The organism is Streptomyces sp. NBC_01571 (genome assembly GCF_026339875.1).
GTDB lineage: Bacteria > Actinomycetota > Actinomycetes > Streptomycetales > Streptomycetaceae > Streptomyces.
Genome location: NZ_JAPEPZ010000001.1, coordinates 9,219,446 through 9,242,364, shown reverse-complemented (window position 1 = coordinate 9,242,364; position 22,919 = coordinate 9,219,446). Strand labels below are relative to the sequence as shown.

The window sequence follows — 22,919 nt, the reverse complement described above, 5'->3', positions numbered from 1 at the left end:
GCGGACAGGTGCGCTCCGCCGTCGGACGCCTCTGCCGCCGCGTCCGCTCAGTGCCCGAACCGAGTGCGAGGTCGTGCTCGACAGCCCGACGGTACGGGCGCACGCCAGGCGCCCGGGGCCATGAGGCCGACGTTCTTCGAGGTCGCGCCCGAGCCCACGGTCTAGGGCAGTGACGGCTGTTGGTAGGGACCGTAGTCCGGGTTGCGGCCCTGCTGGGCATCGGCGTAAAGGCGGAAGAAGCGGTCACCGTGCAGTGGGCTGTAGGTGATCTCGTTGTATCGCGGATCCGATTCGCTCACATCCGGGCCGCCCTGAAGAAACCCGCCCACGTTGCCGATGATCGTGCCGGTGTCGCCGGAGGGGTCGAGCCGAGAGAAGAACGGGCCGCCGGAGACTCCGCCCCACATCCCGGCGCAGAAGATCTGCATCTGGTAGTAGCCCGACAGCGCGGTCGTGTGGACGTCGGGGCAGCGGACCGCCTGGTCCGGCGGGTTGTGCGCGGTCTTGGGGTAGCCGACGACGGTCACCTTGTTGGCGTAACCCGGCGTACGGGCCAGGGTGTTGGCGCCCACGACGTCCTGGACGTTCTCACGGCCGTTCGGCTTCAGGCTCGCGAAGGCGTAGTCAAGGTCGGAGGTCTTGGCCTTGTCCCAGGTGGCCCTCTTGTCACGGAACCACTTGTCGACCACCCAGACCCCGTAGGGCTGCGCGGCCGCGGTCCTGGTGTGGTCGTACATGGGTACGAACATGGAATGCGAGCCGGCACAGTGCCCCGCGGTGAGGATCAGGTCGTGCCCCGCGCTGCGCACCACGCCGGCCGTGCAGCGGTGCCCCTTCAGCCCCTTGTCCGCGCTGAAGATCGTGCCGACGGACTTGATGCCCTTGAAGTGCTGGGCGGTGACCCCGCCGGCGGAGGGCCCCCGGGCCGCTGCCGGTGAGCCCTCCGGCGGGGCGGTACGGCCCGAGGGGTCGGTGGCCGCGTCCATGCGCTCGGGAGTCCAGAAGCGGACGGCGGCCTCGACCGTCCAGTCGTCGTCGGCGGCCGGCACCACCGCGTCCGAAGCCGGGGGCTCCGCGGACGGGCCGGTCGGGTCCGTGGGAGTCGGGCCGGCCGGCGACTTCGGCGCGGGGGCAGCGCTCCGCGAAGTCCCCGAGGCGGTCTGTGTGGGGGCGGCGGTCATGTGGGGCGGCGCGGTGCCGGCCCGGGCCGCTGCGGCGTTGCCCAGCAGCGCCACGACGCTCAGCATCACGACGGCCTCGAGACGTATGCGGCCGTGGGGCGATGGGGTCTTCTGCATTCAGGTTCCTCCAAGAAGCAGGCCGGACGGCACGAGGACCCGAAGGGCAGGCGCTCGCGACGGGACAGCGGGCGAACACCGCTGCGGAGTCCGACGCGTGCTCTTCCGCCGACGACCCGCTCCGCGCTCACCGCGCGCGACAGCAGCCCCCGTTCGTCCCCCGTCCGCCGTACGGCGGCTCTCGACCGACCGTGGTCAGCGGTCGCAGCTGTCATGATCGCATGACGGACGCGCGAATACGTATCTTATATCCCGGTTTGCGCCCGTGTAGTTGGGGTGCTCCCAGCAGCATGTCGGGTCGCACACCCGCCCCCGCCGACCGTGCCCCTGCGCATCGGCCGGTCGCACGCACGAGCCGTGGTCGTGCGTCCCGGGGCACGGGAGCCGAACATCGGCAGGAGGGGACCCCCTCACCCACCCGTCCTGGTCACCCACCCCGTCCGGACACTTCCCGACGCCACCCCCGACCGGCAAGATCGGCATTCGAGGCCGGAGTACTAGGCTGGCCGCCATGAGCGCACACTTTGACGTAGTGGTCCTGGGCGCCGGCCCGGGTGGATATGTCGCGGCGATCAGGGCCGCCCAGCTCGGGCTCAGCACGGCGATCGTCGAGGAGAAGTACTGGGGCGGAGTGTGCCTCAACGTGGGCTGCATCCCGTCGAAGGCGCTGTTGCGCAACGCGGAACTGGCCCACATCTTCACCCAGGAGGCCAAGACCTTCGGCATCCGGGTGAACGGGGAAGTGACCTTCGACTACGGCGAGGCCTTCACCCGCAGCCGGAAGGTGGCGGACGGGCGCGTCAAGGGCGTCCACTACCTGATGAAGAAGAACAAGATCACCCAGTACACCGGCCGCGGCACCTTCAGCGACGACCACACCCTGCAGGTCGCCCTCACCGACGGCGGCACGGAAACCCTCACCTTCGACAACTGCATCGTCGCCGCCGGCGCCACCACGAAGCTGCTGCCGAACACCTCGCTCAGCGAGCGCGTGGTGACGTACGAGGAGCAGATCCTGTCCGACTCGCTCCCGGAGAGCATCATCATCGCGGGCGCGGGCGCCATCGGCGTCGAGTTCGCGTACGTCCTGCACAACTACGGCGTCGAGGTCACCCTCGTCGAGTTCCTCGACCGTATCGTCCCGCTGGAGGACGAGGAGGTCTCCGCGGAGCTGACCCGCCGTTACAAGCGGCTCGGCATCAACGTGCTGACCTCCACCCGGGTCGAGGCGATCAACGACTCGGGCGACTCGGTCAAGGTCATGGTGACCACGGGCGGCCAGCGGCAGACGCTCCAGGCCGACAAGGTGCTCCAGGCGATCGGCTTCCAGCCGCGTGTGCAGGGCTACGGCCTGGAGAACACCGGTGTCCGGCTCACCGACCGCGGCGCGATCGACATCGACGGGCGGTGCCGCACGAGCGTCCCGCACATCTACGCCATCGGTGACGTGACGTCGAAGCTGATGCTCGCTCACGCGGCCGAGGCGATGGGCATCGTGGCGGCCGAGACCATCGCCGACGCGGAGACCATGGAACTCGACTACGTCATGATCCCGCGGGCGACCTACTGCCAGCCGCAGATCGCCAGCTTCGGCTGGACCGAGGCGCAGGCCCGTGAGAGGGGCTTCGACGTGCAAGTGGCGAAGTTCCCGTTCACCGCCAACGGCAAGTCGCACGGTCTGGGCGACACCGCGGGCTTCGTGAAGATCCTCAGCGACGCCCGGCACGGTGAACTCCTCGGTGCCCATCTGGTCGGCCCCGAGGTCACCGAGCTGCTGCCGGAGCTGACACTCGCCCAGCAGTGGGATCTGACCGTCCATGAGGTCGCCCGCAACGTGCACGGCCACCCGACGCTCGGCGAGGCGGTCAAGGAGGCGATCCACGGGCTGGCGGGTCACATGATCAACATGTGACCCGGGACAATCCTCGCCATGACCGACGGGATGAACGACGCCGAGAGCCGCCTGGCCAGGATCGAGCGGCTCCTGGAGAGCCGGGAGCGCGAGGTGGCACCGGCCTGGCGCCGGGCGACGCGTGGCGAGCCGCGCTGGGCGGTGACCGCCGTGATCCTGGTGGCGGTCGCCCTCCAGTGGATGGTGCCGCACGAGCTCGCCCTCCAGCCCTACTGGGTGCTGCCCGCCCTGGAGTTGGTGCTGCTGGCGGGTCTGATCGTGGCGAACCCCCGGCGGGTGGAGCCCCGGAACCGGTGGCTGCGGTGGCTGGGCCTGGCCCTGACCTCCGTGATCAGTCTGGCCAACGGCTGGGCGGCGGTGAGGCTGGTGGCGGGCCTGGTGAACGGCACCGAGGGCGAGGACGCCGGGCCGCTGCTGCTGACCGGGGGTGGCATCTGGCTCACGAACGTCATCGTGTTCGCCCTGTGGTACTGGGAGTGGGACCGCAGTGGACCGATGCTGCGGGCCCGCGGCCATCACCAGTTCGCCGACTTCCTCTTCGTGCAGATGCAGAGCCCGGAGACCGCGCCGCCCGACTGGGAACCGGCGTTCCTGGACTACCTGTACCTGTCGTTCACGAACTCCACGGCCTTCAGCCCGACCGACGTGATGCCGCTCTCGCGCTGGGCCAAGATGCTGATGATGCTGCAGTCCTCCATCTCCTTGGTGACCGTGGTCCTGGTGGTCGCCCGGGCGGTCAACATCTTTCGATGACACGGGAGTTGAATACCCGCTCCGGCGCACCCCTCACCGGATCTCCTGTTCGGCCCGGATGATCTTCCCTTCGGATGTGTGCCGGGTGCCCCAGCGGTGGGCGAGTGGGCCACGAGGAAGAAGCCGCGGCCGCCTTCGTCGGTGCCGCGGGCCTGCCGCAGCCGCGGGGCGGTGGAGCGGCCGACGACCTCTGGACCGGAGTAGCCGAGAAGCGCCTCGGCGCCGCGGGTCCAGCCGACCACGGCACCGGCACCGGAGACCACCGCCACCGCGTCGTTGGACGCGTCGAGGGCATCGCGCGGTCCCGCGGACGGAGGCGCGTCCGAATCGTTTCGACCAGAAGCCCTGGCCCCCCTCCTCGGTGCCTCCACATGTTCCTGCCTGGCGGGTGTTCCTGCCCGACCGCCCGATCCGCACGGTCCCGGGGAAGCGACGCGCGTCCCGAGGGAGCGACGCGGGTCCCGGGCGACCGGTCCGGTTCCCGAGGCGGCGGTCCGGATACCGGGACAGGAACCCGGGTTCCGGGCGGCGGTCCGGTTCCCGAGGCAACGGTCGGTCCGGATTCGGCGCCCCCGTCGGCGCCTCCCGCGCGTCGAAAAGGCCGGGGTCCGGGGGAAGGAGCCGCTTCCGGTGGGCCGGCAGTGCCGCGGCCACGCGGCGATTCCTCCCGTCTGATGCGGTTCAGCCCCCTCGCGAGGATCTCCGCGTCGTAGGATTGCCCCAAAGATCCTGACATGCCCTTGCCGGAGCCATGACCGGGTCGAGCTGTTGAGCCGCATCAGGGCGGTTGTCTTGACCAAGCCCGCCAGGAGTTCTCGTGCACAGGCCGCTTGAGTGGATCCGCCAGGACCTCCGTCCGGGACCGGACTCCCCCTCCGTGCGCCCGGCCGGTTCTCCCCGGCCGCTCCGGCTGACGCCGAGCCCCCGCCGGAGCGGGCAGTGAGGTGGCCGGGGAGTCGCGGAGCAGAACGACGCCGTGCGGAGCGGTCGAGTGCCACCGGTCTGCAGGGACCGGCGACACCCCTGTGGATGCGCTGGCTGCCGGCCCTCTACGTCGCCTTCCTCCTGGTGCTCGAACCCGTCACCCCGGTGCAGTGGCCGGTCAGCTTCCTGCTCATCGCCCTCCCCCTGGTCGCCGCCTACGCCCACGGCCCCGCCGTCGTCGCCGCCGTCACGGTGTTCGCCGTGGTGTTCGAAGGTGTCCTGGCCGGAACCCCGTGCTGCGCGGGCCGCTCGGTGGGCTATCTGTGGGAGCGCCACTACGTGGCCTCGTACATCTCCACCGCCCTGGTCGGTGTCCTCGGCACGATTCTTGCCGCCCACCGCCTCCGCAGGGAACGGACCCTCGCCACCGTGCGCTCCGTGGCCGAGACCGCGCAGCGCGTGCTGCTGCGCCCGGTGCCCCGCCGCCTCGGCCAGATCTGTGTGGAGACCCTCTACCTGTCCGCCGCCGCGGAGGCGCGCATCGGGGGCGATCTGTACGAGGCGGTGCCCACCGCGTACGGGGTCCGCCTGCTGATCGGCGACGTCCGCGGCAAGGGCCTGATGGCGGTGGAGACGGCGGCGACGATGCTCGGCGCCTTCCGCGAGGCCGCCCATGACGAACCCGATCTGGCCGGGGTGGCGCGCCGGGTCGAGAAGAGCATGAACCGCAGAGCCGTGCAGCTGCCGGGCAGCGAGGGCGCGGAACGCTTCGTCACCGCGGTGTTCGCGGAGATTCCCGACGACGAACCCGTCGTCCGCATCGTGAACTGCGGCCATCCGCCGCCGCTGCTCATCGACCGTGACGTCGTCACCGAGCTGGACTCGGCCGACCCCTCGCTCCCCCTCAACCTCGGTGTTCTGGCCGGGGACGACTACCACGCGGACGTGGTGCCCTTCCACCCCGGCAACCAGCTGCTGCTGTACACGGACGGTGTCACCGAGGCACGGAACCGGGCCGGGGACTTCTACCCCCTCGCCGAACGCGTCCGGTCCTGGTGCCGCCTGCCGCCCCGCGAACTGCTCGACAGCCTCCACCAGGACCTGCTGGCGCACAGCGGCGGGAACCTCGACGACGACACCGCCGCCCTGGCCGCGTACCGCATCCCGGACGAGGCCCCGGAGCGGGACGGCGGGAACCGCGACAGCAGAGGCCGTGACCGGGCCGACACGTGTCGGATCGAGGGGCCCGATAGCGCGACCTCTCGGGATCCGGGGGGAGAAGCGACGTCCCCCGGACGGAAGTCCTAGATCGGGTCCTCCTGCTCCAGGGGCTCCTGGCCGGGCTCCCCGACGCTTGCCGGCAGCGCCTGTTCGGCCCAGATCACCTTCCCCTGGGGGGTGTACCGGGTGCCCCAGCGCTCGGTCACCTGCGACACCAGGAACAGACCCCGGCCGCCCTCGTCCATCGTCGCCGCATACCGCAGATGCGGCGAGGTGCTGCTCCCGTCGGCCACCTCGCAGATCAGCGTACGGTCGCGGATCAGCCGGACGTGGATCGGCTCGGAGCCGTAACGGATGGCGTTGGTGATGAGCTCGCTCAGGACCAGCTCCATGCCGAAGCCGAGCTCGGACAGGCCCCACTCGGCGAGCTTCTGCGACAGGGCGTCGCGCATCCCCGCGACGGCCGCCGGGTCGAGCGGCACGTCCCAGTCGGCGATCCGGTCGCGCGGCAGACCCCGGGTGCGGGCGATGAGCAGGGCCACGTCGTCCTTGGGACGCCCGGGCAGCAGCTCCTCCAGCACAGCCCCGCAGCTCTCCTCGGGTGTCCGGTCCGGATGACCCGCGAGGGCGGCGGCGAGCAGATCCATCCCCACGTCCAGATCGCGCCTGCGGTCCTCGATGAGACCGTCGGTGTACAGGACGAGCTGGGTCCCCTCCGCGAGCTCCAGCTCGGTGGTCAGGAACGGCATGCCGCCGAGGCCGAGAGGGGGACCCGCCGGCAGGTTCGGGAAGGTCACGGTTCCGTCGGGGTGGACGAGCGCGGGTGCCAGGTGCCCCGCGCTCGCCATGACACAGCGACGTGTCACGGGGTCGTAGATCGCGTAGAGACAGGTCGCGCCCACGACGCCCACGGCACTGTCCGTACCCGCCTCGTCCTGATCGATGAGACCGACCAGGTCGTCCACGTGACTCAGCAGCTCGTCGGGCGGCAGATCGAGGGTGGAGAAGTTGTGCACCGCGGTCCGCAGCCGCCCCATCGTGGCGGCCGCGTGCAGGCCGTGACCGACGACGTCGCCGACGGCCAGCGCCACCCGGCTCCCCGGCAGCGGAATCACGTCGAACCAGTCCCCGCTGACACCCGACTGGGCGGGGAGGTAGCGGTAGCCGACTTCCAGCGCGCTCAGTTCGGGCAGGGCCCGCGGCAGCAGGCTGCGCTGGAGGGTGACCGCCAGCGCGTGTTCGCGGGTGTAGCGGCGGGCGTTGTCGATGCTGACGGCGGCCCTGGCCACCAGCTCCTCCGCGAGCGACAGCTCCTCCTCGTCGAAGGGCTCGTGCTGCTCGCACCGCCAGAAGTTGGCCATGCCCAGCACGACACCGCGGGCCTGGATCGGGGCGGCGATGAGCGAGTGGATGCCGTAGTCCATGATCCGCCTGGTGCGCGCCGGGTCCTGCGCGTGCCAGCCCTTGGCGGTGGACAGATCGGTCACCAGCTCGGAGTGGCCGGTCCCGTAGCCGCGCGCCTGGGGCGTGGAGGGCACGAAGTCGATCAGCCGGCCCTTTTCGTAGAGCGGGTGGTCCTTCCGGATCCCCCACACGGCCGTGCGCCGCATGCCGGTGGCCGTGAGGGCGGGCTCCTCCCCGCGCAGCACCGCGTCGGCCAGGTCCACGGTGACGAAATCGGCGAAGCGGGGCACCGCGACCCTCGCCAGCTCGTCGGCGGTGCGCAGCACGTCCAGGGTGGTGCCGATGCGGACTCCGGCGTCGTACAGCAGCTTCAGCCGCTCCCGTGCGGTCTCCGCCCTGCCGGTAACCGCCTGCAACTCGGTCGAGTCGCGGAGCGTGACCACGGTGCCCTTCGGGCCTCCGCCGCGATCCGTGGGCCGCTGGTTGACCGCGAGCAGCCGCTCCCCCGCAAAGTGCACCTCGTCGGTGGCCTCGCGTCCGGAGGCGAGCAGTGCGACCGTCTCCTCGTCGAGGCTCGACAGCTCCGAGACGAACTTTCCCTCGGCGTCCGCGGGCAGCGCCAGCAGCCTTCTGGCCTCGTCGTTCGCCAGCAGCAGCCGTCCGTCTCCGCCGATGATGAGCACCCCTTCACGCACGGAGTGCAGCACCGTGTCGTGGTGGTCGTACATGCGGGTCATCTCCGCCGGGGCCAGGCTGTGGGTCTGCCGCCGCAGCCGCCTGGCCACCAGCGCCGTACCGCCGGTGGCCACCACGAGCGCCCCCGCCCCGGCGCCCAGGATGATCGGCAGTTGCCGGGCCACCTGGTTGGTCACGTTCTTGACCTTCATCCCGGCGGAGACGAGGCCCACCACCTTGTCCGCGTCGTTCTTGACCGGGACGGTGGCCTGCACCTCGCGGCCGAGCGGGCCGTTGACACTCTCCGTGTAGATCTTCCCCGCCAGGGAGGGCGCGATGGTGCCCACGAACCGCTTCCCGATCAGGCCCGGCAGGGGGTGGGTGTAGCGGATCCCCTTGGTGTTGAGGACCACGATGAAGTCGACACCGGCGGCCTTGCGCCCGGCTTCGGTGAGCGGCTGGAGGATCTTGCTCGGCTCGGGGCTCTCCAGCGCCGCCACGATGCCGGGAGAGTGCGCGAAGGTCTCCGCGACCGCGAGGGAACGGCGTTTGGCCTCGGCGTCGGTGTCGCGCTTCGACTGCAGGGCGAGTCCGAGCACGCCGAAGGCGACGAGCAGCACGACCAGTGCCACCTGGAGGACCAACACCTGCCCGGCTACGCTTCGCGGGCTCTTGCTGACCAGTGGCCTGAGTGAAAACCGTCCAAATCCGGCGAAACGATTCGCCATGTGACCTTTCTAGCACTGGTGATCCCGGGCGGCCATGGGCCACCCGCGGGGTGGACGCGCCCGCCCCGGCCCTTCACCCCTCCGGCTCACCTCCCGACCGGCCGGCCGCCGACGGCCCCGATGACGGTGGGGCGGCACCCACTCCCCGGCCGTGGACTCCGGCACGGGCGGTTGCGACGTACGAGCCCTCCGTCCGCCCGGATAGCCCATGCGGGCGGACGGTATGAGGAGATAAGGCCCTCTTGGGACCCCTTGGTGTCATAGTGCGGCCATGAAGATCGCGACCGCCGCCGGCCAGGTCCCTCGCAGGACCACGAGCCGCACGCGTCCGTGGACCGGCGGCCGCGCCCACCGAACGACGACCACTCCGGTCCGCCGGCCGAGGACCACGCCCGTCCGCCGGCCGAGGATCACGCGCGCTCGCCCATGTACGGCCACGCCCGATCGCCCGTGCACGCCCGAGTCCTCGTACCCACCCGTGTACTCGTACACGACGCCCGCGTCCTCGCACACCACGGCCGCGTGCTCGCACACCCCCACGCACACCCCCACGCACATCCCCACGCGCACGCCGGTCCGCGCGTGCGGTGACGTCCGCCGGTTCCTCCGGTGAGCGCGCCGCTCACGCCATGCCCGCCAGAAGCGGATCCGCGGGGACGCCCCCGCCGGGACCTCCGCTCCCGCCGTACGGTCGTCGCGCTCACCCTCACCGGTGCCGTCGGCATCACCGGCGCGGTCGCCCTCGCCGGCGCCCTCCCCTCCGGGGACCACCGCGCCTCCGCCCGCCCCGGCACCCACGCCCCCGGCCCCTCGCCCGCGCCCCCCGCCTCGCCCGCGCCCCTCCCCTCCCCCGGCGCGCCGGGCATCGGCGACCCGCTCCTGCCGCTCGACGGCAACGGCGGCTACACGGTCCGGCGCTACACCCTCGACTTCGACTGGGCGGCCCCCAGAACACCGTTCGGCGCGAGCACCACCGTCGACGCCACCGCCACGCAGGCCCTCTCCCGCTTCGACCTCGATTTCGCGGGCAACACCCTGCGCCGGGTCACCGTCGACGGCGCGCCGGCGCGCGCCGTGCGCGACGGCGACGAGCTCGTCATCACACCCGCGCGGCCCATCGCCCCGGGCGGCACCTTCACCGTGCGGGTCGACTACACCGCCGATCCGACACGGCAACGGCACCGGAGCGACGCCATCGCGGACTACGGCTGGGTGCCGACGCCCGACGGCACCGTGCTCTACCCGCAGCCCGACGGCGCCAAGATGATCTTCCCGGTGGACGACCACCCGAGCCTGCGGGCGCCGGTCACCTTCCACATCACCACCCCACCGGATCTCGGCGCGGTGGCCAACGGCAGGCTCGTCGAGCGCGTCCGGCGGCCCGACGGACGGATCCGCTGGACGTACGACTCCGAGCACCCGGTCGCGGCCCAGCTGGTCCAGGTGGCGATCGGGAAGTTCACGTTCGTCGAGAGCACCGGCCCGCACGGACTGCCCGTTCGGGACGTGGTCCCGGACGGCCTGGTCACCGGCACCAAGGCGTACCGCTCACTCACCTCCGAGCACCTCACCTGGCTGGAACGGCGGCTCGGCCCGTACCCCTTCCGCCGCTACGGCGTCCTGGTCGGGGACACCGACCTGCCGGTGGCGCTGGAGACGCAGTCCCTGTCCGTGGTACCGAGGGCCGACCTGCTGGGCGACCGGGTCGACGCCGAGCGCAACCTCGTGCACGAGCTGGCCCATCAGTGGACCGGCGACAGCGTCGCCATCCGGCGGTGGTCCGACCTGTGGCTGAGCGAGGGTCACGCCCGCTTCTACGAACGCCTGTACTCCGGCGATCACGGCGGCGACAGTTTCGAGAGCGCGATGCGGACGGCGTACGAACGGCACGACCAGTGGCGTCATGACGACGGGGCGCCCGCCGAACCCGACGGCGACGCACATCTGTTCAAGCAGATGCGGTACGACGGTTCGGCACTGGTGCTCTACGCCCTGCGGGAGAAGGTGGGCGAGGAGGCCTTCGGCAGGATCGAGCGGGCCTGGGTGACGACGTATCAGGGCCGGGTCGCCGGCACCCACGACTTCGTCGCGCTCGCGTCCGGGATCGCCGGCCGGGACCTGAGCGCCTTTCTGACCCCGTGGCTGTACGGGACGCACACCCCGCCCATGCCGGGGCACCCCGACTGGCACCCGGACCCGGTCCAGGGCTGAGCCGTCGCGCCGTCCGTCGGCGCGTCAGCCGTGCGGCCCGTCAGGCGTACGGCCCGTCAGCCGTACGGCCCGTCAGGCGTACGGCCCGTCAGGCGTACGGCCTGTCAGGCGTCCAGCCCGCCTCGACGGTCCGTCACGACGGCCCGTCACCCCACGCTTCGTACAGCGTCGTCGCACCTCCGTTCCGCTCGCCCTCGCGTTGAACGGCGGCTCTTTACTGACGCTGCGTCAGATATGACGCTTCTGCCGCCGACCGGGTGGCCTCTGCCGGGCCGCTGGTCCACACCGGTGACGCTCGGCGCGCCGTCGCGTGTCGGGCACGGAAACGTACAAGGGGTGGTGCAAGGGGCAACTCCTTGTCCTGGCCGCGACGAGCATGGTTGGAGATCTCCGGGATGAAGACACGTGCCGCCCGCCGAAGCCCCGCTGCTGGACGAGGGCGCCGCCGGACCGTCCGCATGACCGCGTCCGCCGCGCTGCTGATACCGCTGCTGACCGGCGCTCCGGCCTGCGGCGGCCCGGCTCCCGACCCGAAGCTGCAGAACGTCTTCACGGATGCCGCGGACGAGTACCACGTGCCGCGGAGTGTGCTCATGGGCGTCTCGTACCTGCAGTCGCGGTGGGACTCCCGGCCGGGCACCCCGAGTGTCGCCGGCGGCTACGGTCCGATGCACCTGGTGGACACCCGTCAGGCCAAGGCTCCGGCGAAGCCGCCGAACGGCAAGGCCGAGGCGCCCGCGATCGCGGCGGGGCCGTCGGCCGCTCCCCCGGTGAACTCCCCGGGCAGCCGCCCCGAGCAGCCGGCGGACCTGCGCCGCGCCGCCGTCCTGATCGGGGCCCCGGCGGGGCAGCTGCGGACGGACGCCGCCGCCAACGTCCGCGGCGGCGCGGCGCTCCTGGCCGCGACTCAGCGACAGCTCGGCAAACCGCTCAGCGCCGACCCGAAGGACTGGTGGGACGCGGTGGCGCGCTTCTCGGGCACGGATGACGCCGTGTCGGCCGCGGCCTACGCGAACGACGTCTTCTCGCTGATCCGCCAGGGCGCGCACCGCACCACCGACGCGGGCGAGCAGATCACCCTGCCCGCCAGCCCACGCGTGCGCCCGCGCGCCGCCGACGAGCGGAAGGCGCACCGGCCGAAGGAGGTCGAGTGCCCGCCGGAGCTGGACTGCGACTGGCTCAGCGCCCCGTACGTACGTACGGACGACGGCAGTTACGGCAACCACGACGTGGCCGACCGGCCCCGGGACCAGAGGATCGACTACATCGTCCTCCACGACACCGAGGCGACCCTGCGGTCGATGCTGCGGACCGTGCAGAATCCGAAGGAGCCGTCGTGGCACTACTCGATCCGTTCCAGCGACGGCCATGTGACCCAGCACATCAGGACCAAGGACATGGCCTGGCACTCAGGCAACCAGATGGTGAACGCCCGTTCGATCGGCATCGAGCATGAGGGATTCCTCAAACAGCCCGGCAGCTGGTACACCGAACAGATGTACCGGGCTTCGGCCCGTCTGGTGCGCTACCTGGCGGAGAAGTACGACATCCCGCTCGACCGGCAGCACATCCTCGGCCATGACAACGTACCGGGCCCGACCGCCTCGTCCATTCCCGGCATGCACGACGACCCGGGACCCTTCTGGGACTGGCGGCACTACTTCGACCTCCTCGGCGTACCCCTGCGCGCCACTGCCGGGACCGACAGCGACATGGTGACCGTGCTGCCGGACTACGCCACCCACAGACCGGAGTTCACGGGCTGCACCGAGGCCGGCACGCCCTGCGCGCCGCACGGCTCCAGCACCGTCCGCCTCCGCACCGCGCCGGACGAGAGCGCTCCGCTGATCCAGGACCCGGGCCGGCGCCCGGGGGGCGAGGCCTCCACGGTGGACGTCGACGATCTGGGGTCGCGGGTCTCCGCGGGCCAGACGTTCGCGGTGGCCGGGTACGAGGGCGACTGGACGGCGATCTGGTACCAGGGACAGCGGGCGTGGCTCAAGAACTCGAAGAACCACCCGACCGCCGTCGGGGCGAGCGGCCGGATGGTGACTCCGAAGGCAGGCCTGAACGAGGTCCCGGTCTACGGACGCGCCCTCCCGGAGAAGGACGCCTACCCGGACGGGGTGCCGGCGCAGCCCGAGTCGGCGCTGCCGTACCACTTCCTCGCGGGGCAGCGGTACGCGACCGAGGCCCGCCTCGTCGGGTCCCACATCGACAGGTCGCGGTTCCGTGACACGCCGAGCCCGGTCGTGACGGGCCGTGAGGAGTGGTACGAGATCCAGCTCGGCCAGCGGATCGCCTTCGTCCGGGCGAGCGACGTGGACGTGGTCGAGTCGCAGGGGTCCGAGTCCACGGCGGGCAACGCGGCACCCCCACGCGGGCGGTGACCGGAACGCCGGACGCGGGTTCCGGTCCGGGTCTCCGGTCCGGGTCCCCGTGGGCTTCACGGTTTCGCGGTCTCGCGGCTACGCGGCTCGGTGACTTCACGGGCTCATGGGTTCACGGCTTCACGGCTTCACGGCTTCACGGCTTCACGGCTTCACGGCGACGGATGCCTCGATGCGGCGGAGCTGATGGTCCATGGCCGTCAGCCACACTTCGAGGTCGACGAGGGTGGGCAGCCCCGGATGGTGCCGCGGCAGCGGCGGAGCGCAGGGACGCCGACCGGGTGCGGGGCGCTTCTCCGTGGTGAAGTGGAGGGCGATGCGGTCCACGTCCGTCGTCAGCTCGGCCGCCGTCCTGCGCGCCCAGGCGCACGCGTCCGGCGGCACGTCGGCCAGCGGTACCTCGAAGCAGGGAAGCCGCTGGGCCCCCAGCACGGTGTGGTACGCCACCACGAGCACCCCGTGCCAGTCGACCTGGACCGCCTCCCAGGCAGCGGGCGGCTCACTGCGGAACTGCGCGTAGGCGGCCTCCGCCAGCCGCAGGTGATGCAGGGTGGGCCGGGTCGGGGGCTCGCAGGGGTCGGCCCCCGGCGCGTCCAGCAGCGCCTCGACCGTGGCGGGCACCAGCGCCCCGCAGGAACGCAGCAGGCTCGCCATGGTCCGGCGGACCTCCTTCCGCGCACCCGCCGGCCAGGCCAGCAGCCCGCACAGCAGGCCGATGACGCTGCCGGTGACGACATCGACGAGGCGTGCCTCCGACAGCCGCCAGCTGGTCGGGGTGATCTGCGCGAAGGCGAAGGCGACCACCAGGGTGAACAGCCCCTGTGCCCAGGCGACTCCGAGCCGCGGGCCCAGGGCGAAGGCGACGAGCATGCCCGGTACGAGGAGGACGGCGTAGGCGTCCAGGTGCCGGCCGAGCGCGATGAGCAGGGCACCGGCCACCACGGCTCCCACCAGATTGCCGGCCACCGCCTCGCGCACCGCGCGCCAGGTGGCGCCGACCGTGGTGCGGGCGAGGGTGAGGACCGTCAGCAGGACCCAGAACCCGTGCGCGAGGTCGAAGGTGCCCGCGACGAGCCGGGCGACGGCGAGCCCGCAGGCGACCCGTACCGCGTTCTGGAACCACACCGAGCGATGCGTCGCGTTCCCCGCGATCCGGCGCGCCCACAGCTGCGCCGTGGACAGGTCCACGTACCAGAAGAGTTCACGGGGTGAGAGCGGTGCGCCGCGGCGCCGGGCGGCGGCGACCCCCACGGCGGTCACCGCGATCCACGCCGACTCCGCCAGCGTCAGCACCGCTGCCTGCCGTCGCAGCACACGACTGTCCACGCCCTGTTCCCCGGGATCGGCCGCGCGACGGATCCGGTCCGCCTGGAAGCGCTGGATCTCCTGCCTCAGCAGGTCGGCCGACGGCGGTGGCCGACCGGTGCGCAGGGCCGCGGCCGTGTCCGCGCACACGGCCGCGACACGGGCGCGCAGCGCCGCGGACGTCCGGTCCGTGCCCAGCGGTACGCCCTCGAACGCGGACAGCTCGAACTGCGAGGCCAGTTGGTCCAGGATCCGGCGGGCCGCGGCGCCCGCCTGGCCCAGCGCCCGGTCCCCGCGGCCGGGGCCGGTGGGGCGCTCACCGGGCGCGACCCGCGACAGCCGCATCCCCTCGCTGAGTTCACGCAGCCTCGCGACGGGGACGCGGTCCGAGTCGGCCGCCGCGACCGCGCCCGCCTCCAGCGCGTCGGCGAGCCGGTCGCGGAAGCTCATGGCGGGCGGACCGCGCAGAAGGTACGCGTGGCACAGCGCGAGGAGGACGACGCCCACGGCCACGCCCGTCAGACGGCCGCCCAGCGTCTGGGGGGCGTAGGGCGGGAAACAGGCCAGGATGTAGAGGAGTTGCAGACCGGGCGCGGGTCCCGCCGCGCGGGGTCCGGCCACCACGCTGAAGGTCAACAGGAATCCGACGACCAGCATGCCCGCCACGGCGGCTGCCGTGGACTGCGCCAGGACCGTGCCCAGAGCGACGAGGGCCAGCCCGAACGGCAGGGTCCGCAGAGTGATCCACGCCTGCCGCCGGCCGGTCCCGGGAATGATGGACAGCAGGCCGAGCGCGATGGGGGTGAAGAGCGCGTACAACGCCGCCACGGGCTGATGGAGACCGTAGAGGAACGCGTAGAAGCCGACGCTCGCCGAGCAGGTGACCTGTACGGACCGCCGTACGACCGCGGAGCCGACGGGCCCGGGCCTCATACCCGCTCGCCGCCCACGTCGGCTCGCTCACCACGGTCGGCCCGTGACGGGGGTGGCGGCGGTGCGCTCCTGCGGCTCATGGGGCACATGCGGACGTTCCTCTCGGCAGGCACCGCGGGTGCTCGGCGACCGGGCCTCTGCTCATTTTCGACCCGGCGGAGGACCTGCGCACGTGGTGGCGGTCGCCGCCGGGTGCGGGGGGACGGGGGGACTCGTAGCCTGAAACGGTGGTGGACTCGGGCGCGGGGGCGTCCGGCGGCGCGGGCCACGGGAGTCGCCATGGCGTACCGGTTCAACGAGGACGACCAGTTCGACTACGAGATCCTGATCGCTCTGGGCTCCGCCTGGCGGCACGGCGCGGACGTGGGCGAGGTGCTGGCGACTTCGGCCGCCGTGTCGGACGCCGGCGGGGAGACCTGGTTCTGGACCTGGGCCGCGCTGGGCCGCCGTGTCCGGGAGCAGGGCGAGAGGAGCGCGGCGCGCGGCCGGTCGGCCACGGCCCGGGACGCCTTCCTGCGGGCCGCCGGATACTTCGGCCTGGCCCTCGTGGGCGTCGAGTCGTGCGAGGACCCGGAGACGCGGCTGCGCGAGGTGTTCGGCGAGCACCGCGACTGCTTCGACCGGTTCGCGCGGGCATGGGACCCGCCCGCCGAGCGGGTCGCGATCCCGTACGGGGGCAGGACGCTGCCGGGCTATCTGATGAGCCCGCCCGATCGGCCGGGACCGCTGTCGACGGTGATCGTCAACAACGGCAGCGACGGCCCGGTCAGCTCGGCCTGGACGCTGCTCGGCGCGCCCGCCGTGGCGAGGGGCCACCGTGCGCTGTTGTTCGACGGGCCCGGTCAGCAGTCCATGCTGTTCGAGCACGGAGTGACGTTCCGCCCGGACTGGGAGAAGGTCGTCACGCCGGTCGTGGACTTCCTGTCCGCGCGGTCCGATGTCGACGCCGGGCGCATCGCGCTCGCGGGAATCAGCCAGGCGGGATACTGGGTTCCGCGCGCGCTCGCGTTCGAGCACCGGATCGCCGCGGCGGTCGCCGATCCGGGTGTCGTCGACGTCGCGGAGAGCTGGTGGCGCCACCTCGGCCCGGAGCTGCGCGGCCTGTGGGACTCCGGTGACCGCGACACGTTCGACCACGTCGTCCGCGAGGCTCTGGACGCGGATCCGGCGCTCGCCGCGATGTGGCGCCGGCGGGCCCGGCCGTACGGGGTCGACTCGCCGTACGACCTGCTGTCCGAGGTCGCCCGGTACGACGTGTCCCCGGTGGCCGGGCTGATCACCACCCCGCTGCTGATCACCGACCCGGAGGGGGAGCACTTCTGGCCCGGCGCGTCGCGGCGGCTCTACGACGCGCTGCCCGGTCCCAAGGCGCTGGTCTGCTTCACCGAGGCCGAGGGCGCCCATCTGCACTGCGAGCCGATGGGCCGCGCGTTGTTCGAACAGCGCGTCTTCGACTGGCTGGACGCCCGCCTGACAGCCGGGCCACCGGACTGATCCGTCCCGACGGGCGCGGACACCGCCCGCGCACTGCTGTCCCGAGGGCTGCGGGCACCTGCCGTGGGGCCGGCACGCGGTGGGGCGGCGTCCCCGAGGCCTCGCCCCGGGAGCCCCGCCCCACCGTTTCCGTCAGGACCTCAGCAGGCACCCTCGTCCTGCCAGACGCCCCAGTCGGAGGCGACCGGAGTCTCGTTCTGGGTCCACCACTTGGCCTTCCAGTTGTGCTTGTTGTACGACACCTCGTTGCCGGCGGTGTAGACGGCGGTAGAACTCCAGGCCGTCTTGCAGCCCGTGCCGGGAGGCGTGGGCGTCGGGGTGGGGGTGGGGGTGGGGGTCGAGGTGGGGGGTGTCACGCCGGCGAACTTCACCGAATACTTCGCGAAGTCCCAGGAGTTCTGCGCGACGCTGGAGCAGGTCCCCGATGTGCGGCCGCCGTTGTCGGCCGGGGTGCACTGGCGGTCGCGGTTGAGGGACCAGAACGTGAAGCGGTCCATGTTGTGACTGGTGACGTAGTCCAGCACGGTCTGGAAGTCGGCCTGTGAGAAGTACTCGCCGGTGTCGCTGCGTCCGTTCATCCCGGAGAAGCCCTCGTGGGCGTAGGCGGTCGCCTGGTCCCAGGCGAAGGTGGACTGCAGGATCTGGTTGAAGTTGGTGAGCGCGCTGGTCTGCGAGGCCGCGCCGTTGAAGCCGCCGTCGAACGGCATGATGGAGAAGTTGTTCGGGATGAACCCCTGCGACTTGGCCTCCAGCAGCATCTGCTTGCCGAACCAGCCGGTACCGTCCGCCGTGCCCGCGGTGGTGACGGAGACGTACAGGCCGGGGTTGTTCTGCTGGAGGATCTTGGCGGCACCGATCTCGTTCTTGATGGCCGCGGTGTTCTCGTACTCCGGCTCCTCGAGGTCGAAGTCGATGGCGTGCAGCCCGTACTTGGTGATGACCTGCTGGTACGCCGCCGCCGTGGCGGCCGCGTCCGAGCACACCTGGCCGAGCTTCGTACCGCCGTACCCGCCGATGGAGACGGAGACGTCGCCGCCCCTGGCACGGATGGTGTTGACGACGGACTGGACGGCGGTGTCCGAGGAGACCGCGGCCGTGCCTCCCCAAGTGGGGCTGCACCCACCGCCGTTGGGGGCGAGGACGAAGGCGAGCTGGAACGCCTTCAGGCCGGTGGCGTCCATGATCGCGCCCGGGTCCGGCGGGTCGTTGTCGAGCGGCATCAGGTAGGGAGCCGCGGCGTACCAGCGGTTGGCGAGTGCGGAGGTCGCGCCCGAAGCGCTGCCCGCGACCAGTGCGGTCGTACCCGCCGCGGCGAGTCCGACGGCGGCGACTGCGCCCAGACATGCGCGAAGACGTCTCACTGCGTGCCTCCAGGGGAGAGGGGGTTCGCCCCAGCTTCCTGATGCTGTTGCGGCCATGTCAATGGATTGGCCTAGACCAGATTTCCCTTTGGACTAGACCAGGCGAACTCTTTACCTCTTCCCCGGCGCCCGACGGCGCGGGCAACGGCACTCGCACGGGCACGTACGCGGGCACGCGCACCCGCGGTGGGGCCCGGCCGGAGTCACCCGCGTCGGCCCTCCAGCGCCGACGCGACACGCTGCGCGGTCTTCTCACCCGCGTGCTGCTTGATCAGGCCTTCCTTGGCCACCGCCCGCACCCGTATCCCGGTGCTGTCCTCCTCGACGCGGGTCACGGTGACCGTGACCACGACCGGGTTCATCGCCGCGAAGCCCGCCCCCGACATCACGCGCAGCGCCACCCGGTCCGCCCCGGACTGCAGCAGCGACGGATCCGTGCCGTCCGCCGACTCGACCAGGCTCCCGCGGACGCGTTCGAGGGCGAGGTCGAAGCTCAGCGGCAGCCTCAGCTCGATCTCGTGGACGTCGTGCTTGAGGAACCTGGCCGCGAACTTCGCGCCGAGACGCCCCTGTCCGGCGATCGCGCCGAGGGCCTCCTCCAGAAGCCTGTCCTCCGAGTGATCCAGCATCCGACTCCCCTGCCCCTCACCTGCACGAATGGCCGCTCACCCTAGCGTGCGAGGCCCCTCCCCCGGAATGCGGTCGTCCCCTCGGCCCCGGGGAGGCCCCTGGGCCCGGGCCCGCGCCTGTGCCCGGACGTGTTCCGGGTACCACTTCGTCAAGCGGACCGCCGCGACCAGCATGGCGATCGGGACGACCCAGTTGAGCCAGTCCGCCCCCGACCTCACCCGCAGGGCGAGCAGCCCCAGCAGAGCCGTGACCAGGAACACCCCGCCCCACATCGCCGTCAGGACACGGTTGGTGCGCCGGAACACCGGCGAGTCCCAGTACTCGGGGGGCACCGACTCGCGGGCGTACTGCTCGGTGAACGGCGTGAAGGCGAGGGACCCGAGTGCAACGGCGGCGATCACCCCGTTGGACAGCGTCTGCGCGTAGGTCTCCAGCCAGATCAGTTCCTGACGGTCCAGCACGAGCCCCAGCACGCAGAGGACGGCGAAGAACACCACACCCGCCGCTTCCAGCACCTTGAGGCTCCCGCGCCGCAGTTCGGGAACGTTGAGCACCAGCGCCGTGACGAGCGCGGCCAGGGCGGCGTACTTCCACGTACTGGGACTCGCCACGACGTCGAAGACGATCCAGGGGGCGAAGCCGAGGAAGACGCCGCGGGTGTGCGGGGGTTCGCGGCCGGAGGCGTCGGCCCGCGCGAGCATCACGGGCCCGGATCCGGGTCCGGGCGGCGTCCGGTCCCTGTCCGTCACGGGTGGCACGGACCTCGGCCGCGAACCGGCCCCCGCGCCGCCGGGCGGCGGAGTCCTGCCGGTCCCCGTCCCTCCGGGGCCGTGCGTCGCATCGGGTGGAGCCATCGGACACCTCCGCGGCCTGAGCCGCCGTATCGGGCCGAGGGCACGAGGTGTCCCCCGGCTCGGCGCTGAGGCGAGACCTCTGCCTCTCATGCTGCGACCGCCCCGCTCACGCCGCATCCGCTGCGCCCGTCCGACCGGGAGACGCAGGTCACATCCGACCTCCCCGCCTCGGTGTCACATCCCGCCGGGCCGGTCCGTCATGGGGGTGCATCCACCGACGCGACGAGGAGACCACCATGAACGCCGACGCCCGTCTGGACTTCTACGGCAACGCCCTCACGGCCAAGTTCGCGCGCCACATCAACTCGGCGGGCAAGGTCGTCTCGGAGTCGACGCTGCCCCGCACGACACAGGAACTGGTCAAGCTCCGTGCCAGCCAGATCAACGGCTGCGGCTTCTGCACGGACATGCACACCAAGGACGCGGCGCACGCCGGTGAGTCCACCCTCCGTCTCAACCTGGTCGCGGTCTGGCGGGAGGCCACGGTCTTCACCGACGCCGAGCGTGCCGCCCTGGAGCTGACCGAGGAGGGCACCCGCGTCGCCGACGCCGCCGGGGGCGTGTCCGACGAGGTCTGGGAGAACGCCGCCAAGCACTTCGACGAGGAGCAGCTCGCCGCGCTGGTGTCACTCATCGCGCTGATCAACGCGTACAACCGTATGAACGTCATCGTCCGGCAGCCCGCGGGCGACTACCAGCCCGGCCAGTTCGGATGACCGCGACGCACTGACCCCGCGTCAGTGCCCGGGGCGCCGGGCCGGCGCCACCGGCCGAAATCCGCCGGCCGAATCCGTCGGCCCGATCCACCGGCGCCGGTCGATCACGGCCGGCGCCGGCCCACGGCCCCCGATCGCGGTCGCAGCGTGCCGGGTGGTACCGCGGTACCACCCGATGGCCGTAGTTCACCCCCCGGTACCACGGCTCGCGAGGTCTCTGGAGATTAACGTCGCAGGTGAGGCGCTCCAGAACCGGTGTGGCGCCCGGACGCGAGGGACGAGCGATGATCGAGGCACAGCAGCTGACCAAGCGGTACGGGGAGAAGACGGCGGTCGACCATCTCGACTTCGTCGTCCGGCCCGGCACTGTCACCGGCTTCCTGGGACCCAACGGCGCGGGAAAGTCGACGACCATGCGCCTGATCGTCGGACTGGACGCCCCGAGCGCCGGCTCCGTACGGGTCGGTGGCCGCCGCTACGCCCAGCACGCCGCCCCCTTGCAGGAGGTCGGCGCGCTGCTGGAGGCCAGGTCGATCCACCCCGGACGTTCCGCGTACAACCACCTCCACGCGCTCGCGCTCACCCACGGCATCCCGCGCCGCCGCGTCGACGAGGTCATCGAACTGGCCGGGCTCGGCAGCGTCGCCAGGAAGCGGGCCGGCGCGTTCTCGCTCGGCATGGGCCAGCGCCTCGGCATCGCGGCGGCGCTGCTGGGTGACCCGCAGACGGTCATGCTGGACGAGCCGGTCAACGGGCTCGACCCCGAGGGCGTGCTCTGGATCCGCAACCTCCTCACCGAACTCGCCGCCGAGGGCCGCACCGTCTTCGTGTCCTCGCACCTCATGACCGAGGTCGCGCTGGTGGCGGACCACCTGATCATCGTGGGACGGGGCCGGCTGCTGGCCGACACCACCGTGCACGACCTGATCCGCGAGGTGGGCGGGGACACCGTGAAGGTGGCCACCGCCGATCCGGCCCGGCTGCGGGAGGTGCTGGCCGGTCCCGGCGTCGACGTCACCGGCCGCGCGGGCTCCGAGGAACTGCACGTGACGGGTGTGACGGCACGCCAGATCGGAGTGAAGGCGGCCGAGCACGGCATCGCACTGTTCGAACTGAGCGCGAAGTCGGTGTCGCTGGAGGAGGCGTTCATGGACCTGACCAGGGACGCCGTCGAGTACCACGGCTCCACCACCGCGACCGGCGCCGGCGTCGAGACCCCCGGGAGGGCCGCATGAGCACCATCACCGCGACCGAGACCTCCGCTCCGCTCCCCGCGCCCGCCGCGCGCCCCGACTACCGGGTGACCGGACGCCGGGTGCTGCGCTCGGAGTGGGCCAAACTGTGGTCCCTGCGCTCGACCTGGATCACGCTCGGCCTCGGCCTGGTCTTCCTGGTGGCCTTCGGTCTGATCGCCGCGGCCCAGTACAAGTCGAGAATCGACTCCGGCCACCACATGGACCCGGACTTCGCCCGCTCCACCGCCGTCAGCCTGTCGCTGTTCGGTACGAACTTCGCGCAGCTGGCACTGGGCGTCCTGGGCGTCCTCGTCACGGCGGGCGAGTACTCCACCGGCATGATCCGCTCCACACTGGCCGCGGTCCCGCGGCGGCTGCCGGTCCTCTGGTCAAAGTCGGCCGTGTTCGGCCTGGTCTCCCTGGCCGTGGGCACGGTCGGCGCGTTCGTCGCCTTCCTGTTCGCGAGCGGCATCGTGTCCGGTACGAACGCGGCCATGACGTTCTCGCACCCGGGCGTGGTGCGCAGTCTGCTGGGCGCGGGCCTCTACCTCGGTCTGGTCGGTGTGATCGGCGCCGCCCTCGGCGCGCTGCTGCGCTCGGTGGCGGGCGGTATCTCGGTGCTGGTCGGCGCTCTGATGCTGGTCCCCGGCCTGATCTCGCTCCTGCCGAGTTCCTGGCAGGACGACATCAGCCCGTATCTGCCCAGCAACGCGGGCGAGTCGATGTTCGCCCTCACCCACGACGGCACCACCCTGTCGCCCACCGCCGGGCTCGTCGTCTTCCTCGGCTGGACCGTGCTGGCGCTGGCGGGGGCCGCCTTCCGGCTGGTGCGCAGCGACGCCTGACGGCCCGTACACCACGCGTATCGTCCGCTG

The 22,919-nt window shown here is 71.9% G+C and carries 16 protein-coding genes and 1 pseudogene; 9 read left to right on the top strand and 8 right to left on the bottom strand.

Annotated features, from left to right (window positions below; translation table 11 throughout):
• Positions 1-161: 161 nt before the first annotated feature.
• Positions 162-1,298 carry a trypsin-like serine peptidase gene (locus OHB41_RS41235; RefSeq protein ID WP_266704955.1) on the bottom strand — a complete coding sequence of 379 codons (1,137 nt, stop codon included), beginning with the start codon at positions 1,296-1,298 and terminating at the stop codon, positions 162-164.
• A gap of 511 nt (positions 1,299-1,809) precedes the next feature.
• Here OHB41_RS41235 and lpdA point away from each other — a divergent pair.
• The gene (gene lpdA / locus OHB41_RS41230; protein WP_266704953.1) at positions 1,810-3,210 is read left to right on the top strand and encodes a dihydrolipoyl dehydrogenase; all 1,401 of its coding nucleotides are present in this window, start codon (positions 1,810-1,812) and stop codon (positions 3,208-3,210) included.
• Between the two features lie 18 nt (positions 3,211-3,228).
• Positions 3,229-3,963: a hypothetical protein gene (locus OHB41_RS41225; protein WP_266704951.1), complete on the top strand. Its 735-nt coding sequence runs from the start codon at positions 3,229-3,231 to the stop codon at positions 3,961-3,963.
• A 33-nt stretch (positions 3,964-3,996) separates the two neighbouring features.
• Here OHB41_RS41225 and OHB41_RS52760 read toward each other — a convergent pair.
• Positions 3,997-4,232, bottom strand: a pseudogene (locus tag OHB41_RS52760) (ATP-binding protein).
• A 760-nt stretch (positions 4,233-4,992) separates the two neighbouring features.
• Here OHB41_RS52760 and OHB41_RS41215 point away from each other — a divergent pair.
• Complete coding sequence (locus OHB41_RS41215) at positions 4,993-6,195, top strand: PP2C family protein-serine/threonine phosphatase (protein ID WP_266704949.1); 1,203 nt, start codon at positions 4,993-4,995, stop codon at positions 6,193-6,195.
• On the opposite strand, the gene OHB41_RS41210 is transcribed toward OHB41_RS41215, so the two are convergent.
• Both OHB41_RS41210 and OHB41_RS41205 read right to left on the bottom strand, forming a co-directional pair.
• The gene (locus OHB41_RS41210) at positions 6,192-8,915 is read right to left on the bottom strand and encodes a SpoIIE family protein phosphatase (protein ID WP_266704947.1); all 2,724 of its coding nucleotides are present in this window, start codon (positions 8,913-8,915) and stop codon (positions 6,192-6,194) included. The genes OHB41_RS41215 and OHB41_RS41210 overlap by 4 nt on opposite strands.
• A gap of 258 nt (positions 8,916-9,173) precedes the next feature.
• The gene (locus OHB41_RS41205; RefSeq protein ID WP_266704945.1) at positions 9,174-9,449 is read right to left on the bottom strand and encodes a hypothetical protein; all 276 of its coding nucleotides are present in this window, start codon (positions 9,447-9,449) and stop codon (positions 9,174-9,176) included.
• A gap of 75 nt (positions 9,450-9,524) precedes the next feature.
• Between OHB41_RS41205 and OHB41_RS41200 the strand changes: the two genes are divergently transcribed.
• Both OHB41_RS41200 and OHB41_RS41195 read left to right on the top strand, forming a co-directional pair.
• A complete protein-coding gene (locus tag OHB41_RS41200; RefSeq protein WP_266704942.1) occupies positions 9,525-11,126 on the top strand; it encodes a M1 family metallopeptidase in 1,602 nt (533 codons plus the stop codon).
• 458 nt (positions 11,127-11,584) lie between these two features.
• Complete coding sequence (locus OHB41_RS41195; protein ID WP_266704940.1) at positions 11,585-13,516, top strand: N-acetylmuramoyl-L-alanine amidase; 1,932 nt, start codon at positions 11,585-11,587, stop codon at positions 13,514-13,516.
• A gap of 144 nt (positions 13,517-13,660) precedes the next feature.
• Here the strand turns inward: OHB41_RS41195 and OHB41_RS41190 are convergent, their stop codons facing one another.
• A complete protein-coding gene (locus tag OHB41_RS41190) occupies positions 13,661-15,754 on the bottom strand; it encodes an FUSC family protein (RefSeq protein ID WP_266704938.1) in 2,094 nt (697 codons plus the stop codon).
• Between the two features lie 279 nt (positions 15,755-16,033).
• Here OHB41_RS41190 and OHB41_RS41185 point away from each other — a divergent pair, with 279 nt between their 5' ends.
• On the top strand, positions 16,034-17,248 hold the full coding sequence (locus OHB41_RS41185; RefSeq protein WP_266704936.1) for an alpha/beta hydrolase family protein: 1,215 nt from the start codon (positions 16,034-16,036) through the stop codon (positions 17,246-17,248).
• Positions 17,249-17,388: 140 nt separating this feature from the next.
• Here the strand turns inward: OHB41_RS41185 and OHB41_RS41180 are convergent, their stop codons facing one another.
• The 3 genes from OHB41_RS41180 to OHB41_RS41170 all read right to left on the bottom strand — a co-directional run bounded on the left by OHB41_RS41180 (position 17,389) and on the right by OHB41_RS41170 (position 19,988).
• Entirely contained in the window at positions 17,389-18,609 is a 1,221-nt protein-coding gene (locus OHB41_RS41180) for a carbohydrate-binding protein (RefSeq protein WP_266704934.1), read from the bottom strand.
• 203 nt (positions 18,610-18,812) lie between these two features.
• Positions 18,813-19,238 carry a hypothetical protein gene (locus OHB41_RS41175; RefSeq protein WP_266704932.1) on the bottom strand — a complete coding sequence of 142 codons (426 nt, stop codon included), beginning with the start codon at positions 19,236-19,238 and terminating at the stop codon, positions 18,813-18,815.
• 36 nt (positions 19,239-19,274) lie between these two features.
• Entirely contained in the window at positions 19,275-19,988 is a 714-nt protein-coding gene (locus OHB41_RS41170; RefSeq protein ID WP_266704930.1) for a DUF3159 domain-containing protein, read from the bottom strand.
• 341 nt (positions 19,989-20,329) lie between these two features.
• Between OHB41_RS41170 and OHB41_RS41165 the strand changes: the two genes are divergently transcribed.
• The 3 genes from OHB41_RS41165 (at position 20,330) to OHB41_RS41155 (ending at position 22,889) form a co-directional block, all read left to right on the top strand.
• Positions 20,330-20,809: a carboxymuconolactone decarboxylase family protein gene (locus OHB41_RS41165; RefSeq protein ID WP_266704928.1), complete on the top strand. Its 480-nt coding sequence runs from the start codon at positions 20,330-20,332 to the stop codon at positions 20,807-20,809.
• Positions 20,810-21,093: 284 nt separating this feature from the next.
• Positions 21,094-22,044 carry an ATP-binding cassette domain-containing protein gene (locus OHB41_RS41160; RefSeq protein WP_266704926.1) on the top strand — a complete coding sequence of 317 codons (951 nt, stop codon included), beginning with the start codon at positions 21,094-21,096 and terminating at the stop codon, positions 22,042-22,044.
• A complete protein-coding gene (locus OHB41_RS41155; protein WP_266704924.1) occupies positions 22,041-22,889 on the top strand; it encodes an ABC transporter permease in 849 nt (282 codons plus the stop codon). The genes OHB41_RS41160 and OHB41_RS41155 overlap by 4 nt, the downstream gene beginning before the upstream one ends.
• Positions 22,890-22,919: the final 30 nt, after the last annotated feature.

Bases quoted from the DNA above. Each gene is read 5' to 3' on its own strand.
- OHB41_RS41235 (WP_266704955.1), bottom strand. From the start codon at position 1,298: ATGCAGAAGACCCCATCGCCCCACGGCCGCATACGTCTCGAGGCCGTC.
- lpdA (WP_266704953.1), top strand. From the start codon at position 1,810: ATGAGCGCACACTTTGACGTAGTGGTCCTGGGCGCCGGCCCGGGTGGA.
- OHB41_RS41225 (WP_266704951.1), top strand. From the start codon at position 3,229: ATGACCGACGGGATGAACGACGCCGAGAGCCGCCTGGCCAGGATCGAG.
- OHB41_RS41215 (WP_266704949.1), top strand. From the start codon at position 4,993: ATGCGCTGGCTGCCGGCCCTCTACGTCGCCTTCCTCCTGGTGCTCGAA.
- OHB41_RS41210 (WP_266704947.1), bottom strand. From the start codon at position 8,915: ATGGCGAATCGTTTCGCCGGATTTGGACGGTTTTCACTCAGGCCACTG.
- OHB41_RS41195 (WP_266704940.1), top strand. From the start codon at position 11,585: ATGACCGCGTCCGCCGCGCTGCTGATACCGCTGCTGACCGGCGCTCCG.
- OHB41_RS41190 (WP_266704938.1), bottom strand. From the start codon at position 15,754: ATGAGGCCCGGGCCCGTCGGCTCCGCGGTCGTACGGCGGTCCGTACAG.
- OHB41_RS41185 (WP_266704936.1), top strand. From the start codon at position 16,034: ATGGCGTACCGGTTCAACGAGGACGACCAGTTCGACTACGAGATCCTG.
- OHB41_RS41175 (WP_266704932.1), bottom strand. From the start codon at position 19,238: ATGCTGGATCACTCGGAGGACAGGCTTCTGGAGGAGGCCCTCGGCGCG.
- OHB41_RS41165 (WP_266704928.1), top strand. From the start codon at position 20,330: ATGAACGCCGACGCCCGTCTGGACTTCTACGGCAACGCCCTCACGGCC.
- OHB41_RS41160 (WP_266704926.1), top strand. From the start codon at position 21,094: ATGATCGAGGCACAGCAGCTGACCAAGCGGTACGGGGAGAAGACGGCG.
- OHB41_RS41155 (WP_266704924.1), top strand. From the start codon at position 22,041: ATGAGCACCATCACCGCGACCGAGACCTCCGCTCCGCTCCCCGCGCCC.